Source organism: Flavobacterium sp. MMLR14_040, assembly GCF_033657265.1.
Lineage (GTDB): Bacteria > Bacteroidota > Bacteroidia > Flavobacteriales > Flavobacteriaceae > Flavobacterium.
This window is the reverse complement of the sequence record NZ_JAWVWO010000003.1, coordinates 439,954-456,261: the sequence shown is the minus strand read 5'-3', so window position 1 is coordinate 456,261 and position 16,308 is coordinate 439,954. Positions and strand designations below refer to the sequence as shown.

At 33.1% G+C, this 16,308-nt stretch carries 16 protein-coding genes, 3 tRNA genes and 1 pseudogene; 5 read left to right on the top strand and 15 right to left on the bottom strand.

Annotated features, from left to right (window positions below):
* Nucleotides 1–175 precede the first annotated feature (175 nt).
* The 5 genes from SD960_RS07165 to SD960_RS07145 all read right to left on the bottom strand — a co-directional run bounded on the left by SD960_RS07165 (nucleotide 176) and on the right by SD960_RS07145 (nucleotide 5,148).
* Complete coding sequence (locus SD960_RS07165; RefSeq protein WP_318801826.1) at nucleotides 176–1,402, bottom strand: M56 family metallopeptidase; 1,227 nt, start codon at nucleotides 1,400–1,402, stop codon at nucleotides 176–178.
* The gene (locus SD960_RS07160; protein WP_318801825.1) at nucleotides 1,399–1,770 is read right to left on the bottom strand and encodes a BlaI/MecI/CopY family transcriptional regulator; all 372 of its coding nucleotides are present in this window, start codon (nucleotides 1,768–1,770) and stop codon (nucleotides 1,399–1,401) included. The genes SD960_RS07165 and SD960_RS07160 overlap by 4 nt, the downstream gene beginning before the upstream one ends.
* Before the next feature lie 89 nt (nucleotides 1,771–1,859).
* Entirely contained in the window at nucleotides 1,860–2,825 is a 966-nt protein-coding gene (locus SD960_RS07155; RefSeq protein ID WP_318801824.1) for a DUF6624 domain-containing protein, read from the bottom strand.
* Between the two features lie 20 nt (nucleotides 2,826–2,845).
* Nucleotides 2,846–3,268 carry a hypothetical protein gene (locus SD960_RS07150; protein ID WP_318801823.1) on the bottom strand — a complete coding sequence of 141 codons (423 nt, stop codon included), beginning with the start codon at nucleotides 3,266–3,268 and terminating at the stop codon, nucleotides 2,846–2,848.
* Nucleotides 3,269–3,759: 491 nt separating this feature from the next.
* Entirely contained in the window at nucleotides 3,760–5,148 is a 1,389-nt protein-coding gene (locus SD960_RS07145) for a dipeptidase (protein WP_318801822.1), read from the bottom strand.
* Nucleotides 5,149–5,257: 109 nt separating this feature from the next.
* Between SD960_RS07145 and SD960_RS07140 the strand changes: the two genes are divergently transcribed.
* The 3 genes from SD960_RS07140 to SD960_RS07130 all read left to right on the top strand — a co-directional run bounded on the left by SD960_RS07140 (nucleotide 5,258) and on the right by SD960_RS07130 (nucleotide 6,724).
* A tRNA-Leu gene (locus SD960_RS07140) sits at nucleotides 5,258–5,339 on the top strand.
* 130 nt (nucleotides 5,340–5,469) lie between these two features.
* The gene (locus SD960_RS07135; protein WP_318801820.1) at nucleotides 5,470–6,372 is read left to right on the top strand and encodes a hypothetical protein; all 903 of its coding nucleotides are present in this window, start codon (nucleotides 5,470–5,472) and stop codon (nucleotides 6,370–6,372) included.
* 82 nt (nucleotides 6,373–6,454) lie between these two features.
* On the top strand, nucleotides 6,455–6,724 hold the full coding sequence (locus tag SD960_RS07130; protein ID WP_318801818.1) for an STAS-like domain-containing protein: 270 nt from the start codon (nucleotides 6,455–6,457) through the stop codon (nucleotides 6,722–6,724).
* Nucleotides 6,725–7,213: 489 nt separating this feature from the next.
* On the opposite strand, the gene SD960_RS07125 is transcribed toward SD960_RS07130, so the two are convergent.
* Nucleotides 7,214–7,480, bottom strand: coding sequence for a hypothetical protein (locus tag SD960_RS07125; RefSeq protein WP_318801817.1), 267 nt, complete (start codon nucleotides 7,478–7,480; stop codon nucleotides 7,214–7,216).
* Nucleotides 7,481–7,552: 72 nt separating this feature from the next.
* The gene (locus SD960_RS07120; RefSeq protein ID WP_318801814.1) at nucleotides 7,553–7,786 is read right to left on the bottom strand and encodes a hypothetical protein; all 234 of its coding nucleotides are present in this window, start codon (nucleotides 7,784–7,786) and stop codon (nucleotides 7,553–7,555) included.
* A gap of 86 nt (nucleotides 7,787–7,872) precedes the next feature.
* Between SD960_RS07120 and SD960_RS07115 the strand changes: the two genes are divergently transcribed.
* Nucleotides 7,873–8,103, top strand: coding sequence for a helix-turn-helix transcriptional regulator (locus SD960_RS07115; protein WP_318801812.1), 231 nt, complete (start codon nucleotides 7,873–7,875; stop codon nucleotides 8,101–8,103).
* A gap of 308 nt (nucleotides 8,104–8,411) precedes the next feature.
* The gene (locus SD960_RS07110; protein ID WP_318801810.1) at nucleotides 8,412–8,864 is read left to right on the top strand and encodes a hypothetical protein; all 453 of its coding nucleotides are present in this window, start codon (nucleotides 8,412–8,414) and stop codon (nucleotides 8,862–8,864) included.
* A gap of 255 nt (nucleotides 8,865–9,119) precedes the next feature.
* Here the strand turns inward: SD960_RS07110 and SD960_RS07105 are convergent.
* The 8 genes and pseudogenes from SD960_RS07105 to SD960_RS07070 form a co-directional block, all read right to left on the bottom strand.
* Nucleotides 9,120–9,647 (bottom strand): annotated as a pseudogene (locus SD960_RS07105) (HAD family hydrolase); the annotation flags it as partial.
* A 256-nt stretch (nucleotides 9,648–9,903) separates the two neighbouring features.
* Nucleotides 9,904–11,487 (bottom strand): MFS transporter, encoded by a 1,584-nt coding sequence (locus SD960_RS07100; RefSeq protein ID WP_318801808.1) that lies wholly within the window; start codon nucleotides 11,485–11,487, stop codon nucleotides 9,904–9,906.
* Between the two features lies 1 nt (nucleotide 11,488).
* A complete protein-coding gene (locus tag SD960_RS07095) occupies nucleotides 11,489–12,541 on the bottom strand; it encodes an HlyD family secretion protein (RefSeq protein ID WP_318801807.1) in 1,053 nt (350 codons plus the stop codon).
* A gap of 92 nt (nucleotides 12,542–12,633) precedes the next feature.
* The gene (locus tag SD960_RS07090) at nucleotides 12,634–13,989 is read right to left on the bottom strand and encodes a TolC family protein (RefSeq protein ID WP_318801806.1); all 1,356 of its coding nucleotides are present in this window, start codon (nucleotides 13,987–13,989) and stop codon (nucleotides 12,634–12,636) included.
* Nucleotides 13,990–14,255: 266 nt separating this feature from the next.
* Nucleotides 14,256–15,077 (bottom strand): AraC family transcriptional regulator, encoded by an 822-nt coding sequence (locus SD960_RS07085; protein WP_318801805.1) that lies wholly within the window; start codon nucleotides 15,075–15,077, stop codon nucleotides 14,256–14,258.
* A gap of 225 nt (nucleotides 15,078–15,302) precedes the next feature.
* Entirely contained in the window at nucleotides 15,303–15,566 is a 264-nt protein-coding gene (locus tag SD960_RS07080) for a GIY-YIG nuclease family protein (protein ID WP_318801803.1), read from the bottom strand.
* A gap of 66 nt (nucleotides 15,567–15,632) precedes the next feature.
* A tRNA-Asp gene (locus SD960_RS07075) sits at nucleotides 15,633–15,706 on the bottom strand.
* A 525-nt stretch (nucleotides 15,707–16,231) separates the two neighbouring features.
* Nucleotides 16,232–16,305, bottom strand: a tRNA-Asp gene (locus SD960_RS07070).
* Nucleotides 16,306–16,308: the final 3 nt, after the last annotated feature.

Genomic DNA, 16,308 nt, shown 5'->3' with positions numbered 1-16,308 from the left:
TTAGTTTTTTTTTGAGAATTTTTTTTAGTTTTTAATTGATCCGCTTCTAAAATTTAGGAGCGGATTTTTTTTATAAAGATGCAACGGTTCAAAGGTGCAGAGCAGCAAAATTTTTGGCTATTTCATGAAACCTTTGAACCTTTGGTACTATGAACCTTTGCACCTTTAAAAAAATCTATTTCTCTGTCTGAACTGTTATTGGCAAAGTGTACAAAACACGCGCTGGCTTTCCATCTTTAGTCCCCGGAATCCATTTTGGAGAAAGTTTTATGGTACGAATTGCCTCATTTCCTATACCGTAACCCAAATCTTTTACGATTTTAAATTCAGATAAACTTCCATCTCTTTCTACCATAAATTCAATTATGGCTTTGCCTTCTAATTTTTGTTTTGAAGCTGCTGCAGGTATTTTAAAATTCATCCCTACAAGTTTATAAAACTCATCGATTCCTCCTGGATATTCAGGTTGTTTTTCAATCGAATCGTTTATGTCGTTCATTATCATTTTGTCATAATCTGATTTGTCTTTTACTTTCTGAGCAATCGTTTCTGAACTAAAAACGAATAAAGACATTACACAAACAAAACTTACCATCAATACTTTGAAAATCATTTTAAATCGGGATTCTTTCTTGGTCATCATAATAAGGCGTTTTTTGGTTATTAAATAATTAAGATTACTCGCTAATGCTATAGTGTTTTTATGGGAAGCAAAATTCAACAGTAGCTTTTGATAAGCTGTAACCGAATCAAATTGTTTATTTACAGCTTCATCAGCTAAAAATTCATGATTTAATTTTATTGCCTTTTTAAACAAAACCAGAAGCGGATTAAACCAAAAAACAATTTGTAAAACTTCTATAAAAAGAATGTCCAAAGTGTGTTTTTGCTGTAAATGGGCTTTTTCGTGCGCTATTAATTCTAATGGAATTTTACCTGTTTCAAATTCTTCTTTATTGATAAAAATAGATTTCCAAAATGAATGTGGTAATGTAGCTTCTTCAATTAAAACCACTTTTACATTATCTAGTACTTTTCTGTTATTGCTTTTTATTTTCTTATAAAACGAATATAAATTCACAATAAACCGAACCATAAATAAACATGCAACAATGAGATAAATTATACTAAAAACAGAAGTTATAATTTGTGCTGAGTTATCTTTATTTAAAACTACATTACTGGTTCTAATCACAACTCCGTTTAGTTGAATTACACTTAATGTATTACCTAACAAAGGTCTAACTGAAATTAATTGCAATGGAATTACAAAACTAAAAACCAAACTCAACAACAAATAAGCACGATTAAAACGAAACATTTTTTCGTTTTCAAGCCATAATTTATATACTGCATAAAAAACCAAAAGCAGTATTCCTGATTTTAAAAGGTAGTTTATCATTTTTTCTTTTTTTGAATTTGCGAATCGATTATTTTCTTAAGCTCTTCTAATTCTGAAGTGGACAAATTGGTTTCGGTCGTAAAAAACGAAGCAAATTGTGATGCCGAATTATTAAAGAAATTGCTAATTAAACCGTTTACATGTTTGGAGAAATAGACCGTTTTTTTAACTAACGGATAGTATTCCCGAGAATTTCCGAATTCGTTATACGCTACAAATTTCTTGTCGATCATTCGTTTTAAGAGCGTTGCGACGGTTGTTGTTGCCGGTTTTGGTTCCGGATACGCTTCGAGTAAATCTTTCATAAAAGCTTTTTCAAGCTTCCAAAGATGCTCCATTAATTGTTCTTCTGAGTTTGATAATTGCATTTTTTTAGGTGCTAAGGTTCTAAGTTGCTAAGATTCTAAGGTTTTGAGTTTTTTTACAAACATTAATTATAGTCAAAAAGGCAATTTGATTATTTTGTTTTTCTTTCCTGGCTTATTCTTTCAAGTTCCGGGAGTTCTTTTTTGTAGGCTTCGACATCCCAAACTATATTCCATTTTTTAACATAATCTGCTATTGGCCCCAAACCTACTTCTGCCCGTCTTTTATCTACATTATCAGGATCTTCAAGTGGCAAAACAAAAGCTTTCGCTCCTGGAATCATCGAAATTTGACTTCCATAAATTTGTTTATGTCTTTCTCGTAATGCTACTCTATCTTCCAGCAACGCAAGCGAATTCGCGCTTGCATTGCCTTTTTTTACCGCATCTCTCATCATTGGCAAATATTTTTGTTGATATTTTAAATCAGAGTGCTGAATAACTAAAAATAGGGTTTTATTAGCCTGCGATCCCACAACATTTTTTCCAACCCAACCTTTTTCATCTAAAATTTTTACAACTTTTTTTAAATTCACACTGTCTTTATAACCCATCAATTTATTTATGCTGTCAAAAGATTTATTTCCAATTCCTTTTTCTTTGTAAATTTTCATAAGAATTTCCCGAATATCCTGATCTTCTGCATAAATTGCCAAAAGCTCTTTTTGCAAAGGCTTATCATAATTTGCTTCCAGAATGTTCAGCTTTTTTTGAAATTTACTAATTAGTTTTCTCCATTCTTTTTTAGCACGCAGGGATTCAAAATCCTGATCTTTTTGCAAATAAGCAATGTTTTCGTAACCATTGTCAATGGTAAGATTTAACCATTCAAATGCTTTTTTATGATCATTACTTAAAGCCGCAGCGCATGCACCATTATATAAATCATCTGATATTTTATGTTCTATTTTAAATGCTTTTTCGAAATAGAAAACAGACAATTTATAGTCTTGTGCTTTGTAACAAGAATCTCCTTTTTGAACATATTCATTATAAGTTTGAGCTTGTATAAAAAAGCAATTTATTAAAATAAAAAAGGTAACAATTCGTTTTTTCATAGGTTTAAGTTAGTTAGTGATTATTTGATTTTTTGTTCCGAGATTAATTCTCCATTATTATATTTTTTGGTTTCGGTTAGTTTTCCTTTATCCGAATAGAATTTCCAGTCTCCAAAATAAAACCAATGTATTTCTACTGAATTAGATTCTAGTTTTGTTTTTCCTTTAGATTGTACTTTTCCGTTTTCATAATAATATTTTACTGTGCAAATTCCGTTTTTGTATTTTTCGGTTTTATAAATTTTTCCGTTGATGTAGGATTTCCATTTTTTAACCGGCTGATCTTTTTTGTAATATTCGAATGATTTATAGACCGTATTATCTTGTTCGTAATTGTCAATCCAAACGCCTTCTTTTTTCTTGTCAACCTTTTGATTGATGGGTTTGCTTTTGCAGCTTGAAAGCATTATTCCAAAAAATAACAGGATTAGAAATTGTTTCATTTGAATATTTTAACTCTACAATTATAGATGTTGCTCTACAAATGTAGAGATTAATTTTTAATATGCAAGTTTTTTTTGCCGCAAAGGCACTAAGACGCAAAGTTATTTTTGAATTGTCCTCAGTATTAGCTGGGGCTACAATAAATAGAAAAGAAATGGCTTAAGCCAAATAATTATGTTTTTGAGGATGAAATTTCGGCTAAAGCCAATCGCTTTTCTATAAATAAACCCCTAGCTAAAGCTAAGGGCTATTCAATTTCGATTCTAAAACCCTTTGTTGCTTTGAATCTCTGAACCTCTCTTGCGCGTTAGGGATTGAGGCGGTATCCTTTTATGAAGTGGAACGGAATAAAAGATATAGCCGAAAGCCCGGCCCGGAGGGAAACGCCCAAAAAAAAATCCGCTCATTTCTGAACGGATTAATATTGAATATTCTTTGACAAAGATTATAAACTTAAAACTTTGCGCCCTAGCGCCTTTGTGGCAAAATCTTACTTACTTAATTCCACAAAATACTTGTAAAACAACGGAATAGTCTCAATTCCTTTTAAGTAATTGAAGATTCCGAAATGTTCGTTTGGGGAGTGAATTGCATCAGAATCTAAACCAAAGCCCATTAAGATGGTTTTGCTTTTCAGTTCTTTTTCGAACAAAGCCACAATCGGAATACTTCCTCCTGAACGAACCGGAATTGCAGGAACTCCGAAAGTTTCTGTATATGCTTTGTTTGCCGCCTGATATCCAATGCTGTCAATTGGCGTTACATAACCCTGACCTCCGTGATGTGGCGTTACTTTTACGGTAACTCCGGCCGGTGCAATGTTTGTGAAATGTTTCGTGAAGAGTTCTGTGATTTCATGCCAATCCTGGTTTGGAACCAAACGCATGGAGATTTTAGCAAATGCTTTGCTCGCAATAACCGTTTTTGCTCCTTCGCCCTGATATCCGCCCCAGATTCCGTTTATGTCTAATGTTGGACGAATCGAGTTGCGTTCGTTGGTTACATAGCCTTTTTCGCCGTAAACATCGTTTAGGTTTAAGGCATTTTTATATTTTTCTAAGCTAAAAGGCGCTTTTGCCATTTCGGCTCTTTCTTCTGTTGATAATTCCTGAACTTTGTCGTAGAATCCGGGAATTGTAATATGATTGTCTTCGTCGTGAAGTGAAGCGATCATTTTTGCCAAAACATTAATTGGGTTCGCCACTGCTCCACCGTATAAACCTGAATGTAAATCACGGTTTGGACCTGTAACTTCAACCTCAACATAACTCAACCCGCGTAAACCTGTCGTAATCGAAGGTTGTTGGTTAGAAATCATTCCGGTATCTGAAATTAAAATAACATCGTTTTTCAGTTTTTCCTGATTGCGTTCTACAAACCAGGCTAAACTTGCCGAACCTACCTCTTCTTCTCCTTCGATCATGAATTTTACGTTACAAGGCAAATTATTGGTTTGCACCATATATTCTAGCGCTTTTACGTGCATGTACATTTGACCTTTGTCGTCGCAGGCACCACGCGCAAAAATCGCTCCTTCCGGGTGAATATCTGTCTTTTTAATAACTGGTTCGAATGGTGGCGATGTCCATAATTCCATTGGATCTGGCGGTTGAACATCATAATGACCGTAAACAAGAACGGTTGGTAAATTTGGGTCGATTATTTTCTCTCCATAAATAATTGGATAGCCCGGAGTATCGCAAATTTCGACTAAATCGCAGCCTGCTTTTGATAAACTTTCTTTTACAGCCTCGGCAGTATCGATAACATCTTGTGAATATGCAGTGTCGGCACTTACCGACGGAATTTTTAATAATTCGATCAATTCGTTGATAAACCGATCTTTATGTTGTTGAACGTACGACTTAATGTTTTCCATTTAAATTATTTTTATAGAAATTCAAAAATACAAAAAAGAGATTTAATATTTTTTTTCAAAAAATGCTTTGAAATTTAGAAGTTATGATTATCTTTGCACCCACAATTGAGCGGATATGGTGAAATTGGTAGACATGCCAGACTTAGGATCTGGTGCCGCAAGGCGTGTAGGTTCGAGTCCTATTATCCGCACTGAAAAAGCTTCTGAGAAATCAGAAGCTTTTTTGTTTTTGATGTATTTCTATTTTTATTTTAACAGATAATTTCTTTAAATTTAAAGTTTATGTTTTCTTTTTCATATTTTTGAAAAATAAATAAGCAAATGAGTTTATATACTTTACAAATAAAAGATGTTGCAAAATCTCATAATCAAACTATTTTGGTATGTGATGCATTAATAAAGCAATATGAAAATGAGCCAGATACCAAATTAATTATTGATTTTTCTGATTGTGACTTTATTTATCCTGATTATGCAATTCTTTTATTATGTACTATCAAGTACCTTGAATATTTAGGATATAAAGTTATTGGAACAATTAAATTAGACGCTAACAAAGCAATTATTACTTATTTAGCAAAAATGAATTTTTTTGAACATTTAAATGTTGAGCTTCCTATTTCAATTCCAAAATTTGATCATAATAATGCTGTTCAAATACAAAAGTATACTTCAGATAATCAGATTGAAGTTTTAAACAGCATTCTTAAGGTTTTAAGAGAAAAAAGCTCAATGCATGACAATGTATATGCGAGTTTGGATTACTGTTTTAATGAAATATTAGACAATGTATTAAATCATACTGATGAAAAAGTGGGTTGGGTTGTTGCACAATATTTTGAAAATCTAAATTCGATTCGTTTAATTGTTTGTGATTTTGGAATGGGAATACATCAATCTTTAAATCAAAAACATAATTTTACTGAAGAAGAAGCCATAACGAAATGCATTGAAAGCGGAATAACAAATGGTAAAGGTCAAGGACATGGATTATTTGCTACAGCTTCTTTTATAAGACTTAATAAAGGCTGGTTAAGCCTAATATCTGGAAAGAAAAAACTTAACGTAAGCGAAAAGAAAACAGTAGTAAAAGATATTCAAAATTGGCAAGGTACTTGTGTTTATATTAGAATCAATACGAATGTTGATGTTGATTACAAAGAATTTACAAGTCAATTTTATGATTATAAAAAGCAAGTTTTTGAAGATCTATTCGATAATTGATTACTTTTGCAAAAAGAATAACAAAAACTAAACATAGTTATCAACAAAAAAGCTCTAACTTTACATAACAAATACTATCAAAATGACACATACAATCCTTTTTAAAGACATTAGCCCAAGTCTTGGGACAAGAGATTTAGGGGCAAAAATACGTGTATCAATTATTGACAAAATAGAAACTAATGAAAAAGTATATTTAGATTTTGAAGGAGTAGACGTTGTTACTAATTCTTTTGCAAATGAATGTTTTAGCAAACTAAAAGACATTATTACTTTAGATGTATTTAAATCTAAAATAACTTTTTTAAATACGAATGATTTTGTACAAAGAGTGATTATTTCTGCTTTATAAAAAATCTGAAAACAAAAATGAAAAGCCACTATTTAGTGGCTTTTTTTATTAATTCTTGTATTACCACTATATATTTGGAATATAAACAAACAAAAATTTCCTTTTCTATGCGGAAAAAAATCCAATTTCATGACATTGTTTTCGTTTAATCGATAAACAACACACAAATGATTATTTAACAAGTTAAATTTATTCTTCCTATTATTCCACTTCTTTAATATTAAATGAAGAATCAAATTTTATTATATCGATTTGAATATCCAACCCTCCATAACTGTTTTTCGCCCTATATTTATGTTCTACATAGTAATAAGCAATGTATTTATTTCGCAAGTCTTTTTCAGTTTTTTTACGAGTTAATTCCCATTCATTTTTTATATCATTTTGTTTGATATTATCTGCTTCATAAACTCTGATAGTTTCTAGGCAATCTTCAATTTCAACTTCTTTACCTCCTATTTCTTTAAATTCTTTTATTTTTTCCTTACGCTAAAGTATCACAGAATTATTTTTTTCAATTTCTTTATTTATTGAATTTAAAGCTCCAGGAATTTCTTCTAATAATTTTGCGCTCATATCTCCAAGAGTTTCGGTAGATAAGACAGTTAAAGTCATTAGCTGATAACGAGAAGGGTCTTTTAAATGTTCTTTATTATATTTTAAAATTGATTTTTTCATAGATAATTTAATATCTATCTTTTTTTGTCCAAAGGCAAAGAAATTAAACAGTAAAAAAATTAATAGTAGTTTTTTCATTTTTTTTATTTTAACCCAAAAGTAGTTTATAGAAATGATTCTATTTTATGGTTTTCCATATTTCCTTATACTTCACTCCACGTCCAAATAAGGATCTAAAACCTCAGCCAATTTATTCAACCAATAAAAATTATCTTCGAGATTGTTGAATTCAGTTTCTACGGTTTCGCAGCTTCTCATGGCGCATAAAGAAAGAACATAATTTACTTGTCGAATTGTTTTTGCCATATCTTCAGAATCAATTGTCTTTCTGAAAAATTCTATTAATCTGGTTTCGGTTTCTTTTGAGAGGTTTTCCGTAGTCATTGTCTTATTTTTTTGATGCACCAAATATACTAAATTACACCCATATATGGGTGTAATTGAAAAATAAATCTTATCACTTTTGAAATATGAATATTTCAGAAGAAACCTTTATTGCAAATCTTGGAATTCACATTCGGCAATTACGCGAAAAGAAAGGTATGTCTCAACAAGACTTAGCTGATGATTGTGGTATGACACAAAATCAAGTTGGCAGAATAGAAAGATCTGAAATAAATACTACTGTAAAGACCCTTGTGAAAATTGCCAATGCTTTAGATATTGAACCTAAAGAATTGTTTGATTTTTCTTTGAAATAAAAATTATGCGAAATTTTTTTTCTAATTTTTCTGAACATTGGAAAAAGCCAATATATTTTTGGTTTTTAACGATTTTACTTTTAATTCTTTCAAATTATGTAAAAAGCCCAACCTTTCAAGACATTAGTATTTCGTTATTTGGATTAGGGCTATTAGTTTTATTCATTTCAGGAATTTATCACATATCACAAAGAAAATGGTTTAAAAGTCTGGTTATTTTCGTTCTATTTGGCGGATCAATATTTTCATTTATATTTTACATTTTAATTTCTTTTTTCATTGATCAGATTACACCAGATACCTTTGCTTTGAATTTAACAATTCCAAAAAATATTAAAATTGAAAATCCTGTTAATATGGATTTTGATGATAATTTTAACTCTAAAAAGCCTGACAGTATAACGAATAAACTTGTAGAAAATACAGAATTTCAACTATACAATTCGTTTCAACCAGGACTTTATGAATTTGATTTTTGGACAGGAAAAATTGAAAGCGGCACTATCTATTTAAAAGCTTTTGAAATCACTCAAAATGAACAACTCTCGAGTAAAGATATAATACGGAAAAGTTCAATCAAAGTATTTAACCCTTCAGACAGTATAAAAAAATTTAGCTTAAAAGATGATTTTACAATTTACGAGGGGGATTGGGGACAACCATACGCTGCCAGATTTGAAGTTTGGTTTAAACCTGAAAACGGAAAAGTAGAAAGAAAATTATTTTCTAAAAATTATAAAATTGAAGGATGGATAAGATAGGGACTTATTCGGCTAAAGCCTTTTTTCCGCCAAAGCATAAAAAAACCTCTAGTTAAAACTAGAGGCTATTCAAATTATTCCTTTATTTAAATGAACTTATATTACTTACATGGTTTAAAAATTTTAGCTGTTTAATAGCTCCAAAACCTTATCCACATTAACTTCACTATAATCATTAATATAAAAACTACATGGCGGAAGCTGTTCTTTTGTATGCGTACTCAAAACGCCAACCACTTTCATTCCGGCATTTAAGCCCGCTGTAACGCCCGAAAAAGAATCTTCGAAAACAATACAATCAGCTGGAGAAACGCCAACACGTTCTGCCGATTTTAGATAAACTTCGGGATTGGGTTTATGAGCTTTCACGTCTTCGCTTGACATCATAGAATCCATTTTATCGCTTATTTTTAATGCATTTATAATCAAATCCAGATTCGCACGCGGCGCCGATGTTGCAACAGCCGTTTTAAAACCACGAGATTTCAATTCACTTAAAAACTCTAAATAATGTGGAATCGTTTCGACTTTGTCTTTATACACTTCACGAAACATGGCTTCTTTTTCGTCTTCCAACGTTGTAAGTTCTTCTCCGGCAATTTGACGTTTAAAGAAATGCGTCATAATATAACCGTTATGTTTTCCGTACATATGTTCTTCAAACTCTTCGTTTGTATACGGAACTTCATATTTATTAAAAAATGCCTCGAAAGCCTTTACATGATGGGGATTCGTATGACAAATCACGCCATCCATATCAAAAATAACACATTGCTGTTTCATTGTATATTTTGTTTTTAACGGTTGCAAGATAGTTTATTCCACAGAGTTTCGCGGAGGTTTTCACGGAGATTCGCTAAGATTTATTTTTGAATCTCGCTAAGCGACTAGTTTGTCATCCTGAGGAACGAAGGATCACACTAGAAACTCCGCACAGAAATTCGCCAATCTTTGTAAGAGTTCCGTGTGTGATCCTTCCTCCGTCAGGATGACATAAAATGCGATAGCAACTTGAAACCTGAAACTTGAAACAAAAAACTTACCCAATCCAAATCTTACTCTTAACCAAAGTCATGGTTTGTCTTAAATGCTGATTACACGCGATCAGAATAATCAAAACCACTAAACCATAACCTACAATCGTATAAATTTCCATATCGGCCAATAAAGTCGATTGTTTGGCAACGGTGCTGAAAATCTTTTTTAACGCTAATGTATTTGATTCGTCAAGCGAATAACCTTTTGCCGCAAAACTTTGGGCGGTTTTAGCAATCGTTTCCTGCGCTTGTGGATTTTCGCCGGTTACAAACTGACTTAATTTTAAAAAGTGTTTTTTGTTTAAAAATACCATGGCATTCTGCATCACACAAAATCCGATTGTGCTTCCCCAAAAACGTCCTGAAACACCAACAATTCCAGATGAAACCGCCATTTTTGCAGGAACGGACGATGTGGTAAACAAAATCAACGGAACGAATAAAAAACCAACTCCAATGCCTTGTAAAACATACGGAATGATAATATCTGACAAAGCGACATCGGGCACAAAAAGAAACGTAAACCAAAAGTGAAACAACGCAATTAACGAAAAACCAATGATGAAAATAATTTTGGTCGATACCGATTTCATCAGGAAATAAGCGGCCAGAATTAAACCAATTACATTTCCTAATCCGTTAATGTATTGTACGCCCGCAACGCGCGACGGATCCCAATTCCAAATCGAAAACATCGCCGAATGGCAAAGGCTTAGCGTTGCTCTGCTGATGTAAAAGAGAAAAAACAATAAAAACCCAATACGCAGATTGGCGTATTTAAAAACTTCAAAATCAAAGGTTGGTCTTTTTACCAAGAGCTCTTTAAAGATAAATAATCCTCCGGTAATCAGAGCAATCATCAACATTATAACCATTTGAGAAGATTCAAACCAATATTTTTTTTCGGCATAAACAAAAAAGTATGCACCGCAGAGAATGGCCGTTAGAACCAAAATATAACTCATCCAGTCGATTTGGTACAGCGGAATTTTCTTTGTAATTCTGTGCCCGCGAAAAGTAACCAAAATCAAAAAAACATTCAAAACCTGAAGTCCGCCCGAAACATACAGCATGTATTTCCAATCGTAATGATCCAGAAACCAAACCGCAATATTCATGATAAAAGGCGTTGACAATAACAGTGAACCGTAATAAAAGGAGAAACCAATTATAATGGCATTTTTAGAATGAAACTGCTCAATCAACAATTGTCTAATCGTAATTACCGGAAGCGCCATTAAAATTCCTTCGAGAACGCGCAACAATAAAAAGACGTAAAAATTGGTAATATAGGCCGACGAAACAATCGTGATTCCGATTAAGGAATAAACCGCCATCAGATAATTTTTTGCAGGGAAAAAACTCGAAAATCGGCTTTCGATTAAAATCGTGGCCAGCAAAGTTCCGTAAGTTACGCACATCGCAAACTGCAAATCTTCGGGCTCAATATCCAGAAAACTAGCCGCGTACGTTACGTTTGAAGTATAAACTCCCAATAAAATCATGGAATGCAATAAACAGACAAACAAAATAATAATGATTGCCCATTTTGGAACCCAGGATTTAAAAATACTTTTATCTTCCATTTTATTGGTGTTCTGCGATAACCGTGATGTTCATTCCGGCTCTTAAAAAGTCGGCTTGTTTATCAGTTTCTTTCAACTGAATTCTAACCGGAATTCTTTGTTCGATTTTCACGAAATTTCCTGTTGCGTTATCCGGAGGCAATAACGAAAATCGGGCGCCGCTTGCAGGAGACAATGATTTGATAACACCCGTAAATTCTTTATTATTTACAGCATCGGCCTCGATTTTAACTTCCTGACCCACGGTTAAATATTGCAATTGTGTTTCTTTAAAATTGGCCGTAATCCATTTTTCTTTACTTACAATAGAAAGCAGCGATTGGCCTTCTTTTACCATTTGTCCCGGCTGCAGAATTCTTTTTCCAACCCAGCCGTCGTAAGGTGCGGTAATTATGGTGTAGGAGAGAAATAATGCCGCATTATCTGCCACAGCCTGTTTCGATTCTATAATAGTTTGCGCCGTAGGAACATTGGCCTGCGCTTGCGAAGTACTTAAATTGGAAGATTGAATTCTATCCTGCATTTCTTTATAATGCGCTTGTGCCGATTCGTAATCTGCTTTTACTTTTTCTAATTGCTGAGAAGTTGCTGCTTCGTCTTTTACCAAAGCCTGGTAACGTTCGTATTCTAATTTTGTTTTCCAAAGATTGGTTTTGGCTCCAGCCAATTGCGATTCGCCAATAACGGTTGAAATTGCCGTTGTCGCCACATTTTTCTGCGCCACAACGCTGCTTTGTTTCGCACTTTGAACATCGGCAAGAGCCACATTCAATTTTGATTTATATTCTCGATTGTCAATCACAACCAACGTATCGCCTTTGTGCACAAACTGATTTTCTTCAAAACGAACTTCCTGTACATAACCTGTAATTCGCGACATAATTGGCGTTACATATTGTTCTACCTGCGCATCATTGGTTTCTTCGTGGTTGCTATTGAACACATAAAACCAAATTCCCAAAGTGATTCCACTTATTACAAGTGCACTCGCAATAATCGTTATTAATATATGAAACGTTCTGTTACTTCTAGTTTCATTCTTTATCTTAACCATAAACTCTATATCTTTTGTTGTCTAAACCTCTTTTTTCTATTCTCTATATTCTATTCTCTTGCCTCTTTCTTCTAACCTCATGCCTCTAAAATCTAACTCTGCGGAAGAATTCCAGCGGTATGAAGCAGTTCGTAATGTTTCAAAATCGCATCAAGTCGTGTAGAAATTTTGTTGTATTTCGCCTGAAGCAGTGCATTATCCGCATCTACCATTTCGGTAATTAAAACCAATTGGTTTAGGTATTTCAGTTTTACGATTCGGTAATTTTCGTTGGCCAAATCCAAAGCTTTATCAACAACCACAAATTTTTCAAGGATTTCCTGATATTGTGTATGCTCTTTAAACAGCTTATCCTGAATTTCATCTTTTATAATTTCAGACTGCATTTGCTGCCATTCGATTTCTGTACTGGCTTGTTGTACTTTGGTTTTGTTTTTATACAAAGCCGAAATATCATAATGCGCTTCAATACCGATTTGGCCTAAAGTGTACAAATACGGATTTGGCGGAAAAAATTTATAGTTTGGATAATAGAAACCATAATTTCCGAAAAAGTTTAACGTTGGCAAATAATTCCCTTTCACCAGCTTTAGTTCCGTTTTTTTGATGTTTAATTCCTGGCTTGCCATTCGCATTTCTTCATTCTGAAAAGCTTTTTCCAGATAAAAATCATACGGATCCAAACCGTTCATTTCATCCATATTCGCCGTTGTATCGATCGCAATTTCTTCGTTTTCCGGAAGCTGGATCAAAGTTTTTAAATCGTGAAGTGCGATTTTTATGTTTTTAGAATTTGTAAGCGCACTTAATTCACGGTCAGAAAGCTGTAATTCGGCTCTAATAACTTCGTTTTTAGTTATTGTTCCGTGTTTTTGAAGTGACTGAACTTCTTTTAATCGGCTTTTTTCTTCTTTAATGTTTTCTTCGAAAATCTTTTGAAGTTCCATCATTTTATAAATCGCCAAATAATTGGCGACCACTTCAAGCTCGATATCATTTTCAGTTTTTTCTGTTTTTATTTTAGCAATTTCGTTTTCCTGATTGGCAATTTTGATGGCGTTATTGATTTTATTTCCAGCATAAATTGGCATTTTAAAACTTGAATTGACCTGATAAATTTCAGGAATTGCCTTGGTGACTTCTTTACCATTCAAAAAACCATTGCCTTTAAATTCGGTAATATTAGTAATTCTGGAATACTCGCCGTTTAATTCGATATCCGGCAAACGGAGTTCTTTTCTTTCTTTGATATTTTGTTCAGAAAGCGTCGTCTCTAATTGAGATCTAAGGATTTTTTTATTGTTTTCTTTCGCCAGTTTCATAGCCTCTTGTAAAGAAACCGAATGAATTTCCTGAGCCTGCAAACTATTAAATGTCAATACAATTAGAAATAGTAATGCGATTTTGAGAAAACAATCTTCTGTAGAATTTGTTGTTTTAAGGAACATGAATATATAAATATTTGATACTGCAAAGTTCCTTCATTTTTCTGTTGACTGATAATTCTAAAAAGTCAATAACATATTCATTTCGGACAAGAATATTTTATTTTGATTGCCCACAGATTTTACGGATTTAGACAGATGTACACGGATTATTTTTTAGTAAATAAAGTTATCTAGTAGATTTGGTCTTCACATAATTGCAAGATTTTTAAACAAAACCTGTGTAGATCCGTTCAAACCCGTCAAATCCGTGTACCATTATTCACTTTCTATTTTTTCCTCAAAACATCCTCCCCATTTAAATAATCCGAAGGTCTTTGTCCCAAGATTTTAAAGAAAGTATTACTAAATGTCGGAACACTGCTGTAACCTACTTCCTGAGCAACTTCTTTGACCGAAAGTTTTCTGTCAAGCAAAAGTTCAATCGCTTTTAAAATTCTGCGAATAGTATAATATTGAATAAAGGACATTTTGAGGTCTTTTTGAAACAAGCGATACAAAGAGCGTTCGCTATACCCAAATTCATGCGCTACATCAGCAAACAGAATTGTTTCTCCGAGATTATTTTCAATATATCGCAGGATTTTACCCAAACGCGGATCTTTTGGCAAAGGCAATTCAAGCGGTAAATTGGTCAGGCATATTTGCGGAAGAATGGCTTTAATCGCTTTTGCAATTACAAAATTTGGACTTCCTTTTTTTAAATCACCATTCCATTGATTGGTAAAAAGCATCATTTGAAGCAGTAAATTATTCACCGGATAAATACCTTCGTTTTGATAAAATTCATCTTCATTTTTCTCAACCGGAAAATACAGGTTTCGCATCATCACATTTTCAGATTTTGGATGAATGCTGTGCGCAACATTTGCCGGAATCCAGATAAAATGTCGTGCCGGCAAGAAATAGGTTTTGGTTTCTGTGGTAACAAAAACAACGTCACCTTCGGCATATAGCATTTGTGCTTTATCATGTTTATGTGTCGGAACAAGCAATTCTCCCATCAAATCATGATGACAGTAAATACTCTTTTTATCGGTATCTACTTTTTTGATGTAATACTTGTCTACTTTAAAAGTTGATTGTTCCATAATATAAAGATAGGAGAAATTTAACCGCAAAGTTCACAGGGTTAAAAACGCAAAGTTCGCAAAGCTTAAAAAAACTTTGCGAACTTTGCGTAAATCTTGGCGCTCTTTGCGGTTAAAAACAAAAAAGCCTTTCCGTTAAGAAAGGCTTCTTCCAATATTGTCTCGTTATTGAAACGAGAGGACTCGAACCCGTCTCGTCAATAGACGAGATGAGAGACATGTATTCTAAACAACTGAAATATTATCTTTAAAATTTTGGATTAGAATCTCAATGGACGTTCTATTAAGCTTTTTAAGTCGTAATTCTTCTACTAATGCTTCTTTTTTAGTTTCAAATGCTTTTGAATAAACTAATACCCAAGGACCTTTATTAGAAGTATACTTACTTCTGTTTTCATTGTGATAAATTAATCTTTGAGCAACATTTTCGCTAAAGCCTTTATAATACACATCAAATTCTTTAGAATAAATGATATAAACGTAAAACATAAAATTAAACTTAAATATGAATCATAAAAAAAGCCTTTCCGTTAAGAAAGGCTTCTCCCAATATTGCGGTCTGGACGGGACTCGAACCCGCGACCCCATGCGTGACAGGCATGTATTCTAACCAACTGAACTACCAAACCAATTGCGCGTTATTGTGAGTGCAAAAATACAATAGAACTTGGATTCTGCAAGGGTTTTTGCGAATAAAAATTGAAAAAAATTTAATCAACTGATTTTAAAGAAATTCCAATCCTTTTAAAATTTAAAATTCCGATTGATGGTCTTCACCTTTGTCAAAGTTCAGAACTTTGACAAAGGTTTTTCGTACATAAATATGTATTTTCTTGTCAAACATAGCCCGTGGTTTCAACCATGGGGATACAGATTGTGATCATGATTGCGTACCCGTGGTTGAAACCACGTGCTATGTTTAAAATCCAATTCAATAAATCATTAGAATATAAAACTGGAATTTTTTAAAAATTTGGAATTTGCCGAATGGCTATAAATCAAAAAAGCCATCCACAAAAGTGGAAAGCTTTTCATTGGTCTAACTACTAAACCAGCTACGAGTTACAAATTCGTAGCAAAACAACACAACTAATCTTAGATACCGTATTTGGGCAAAAAAGCCTTTCCGTTAAGAAAGGCTTTTCCCAATATTGCGGTCTGGACGGGACTCGAACCCGCGACCCCATGCGTGACAGGCATGTATTCTAACCAACTGAACTACCAAACCTCT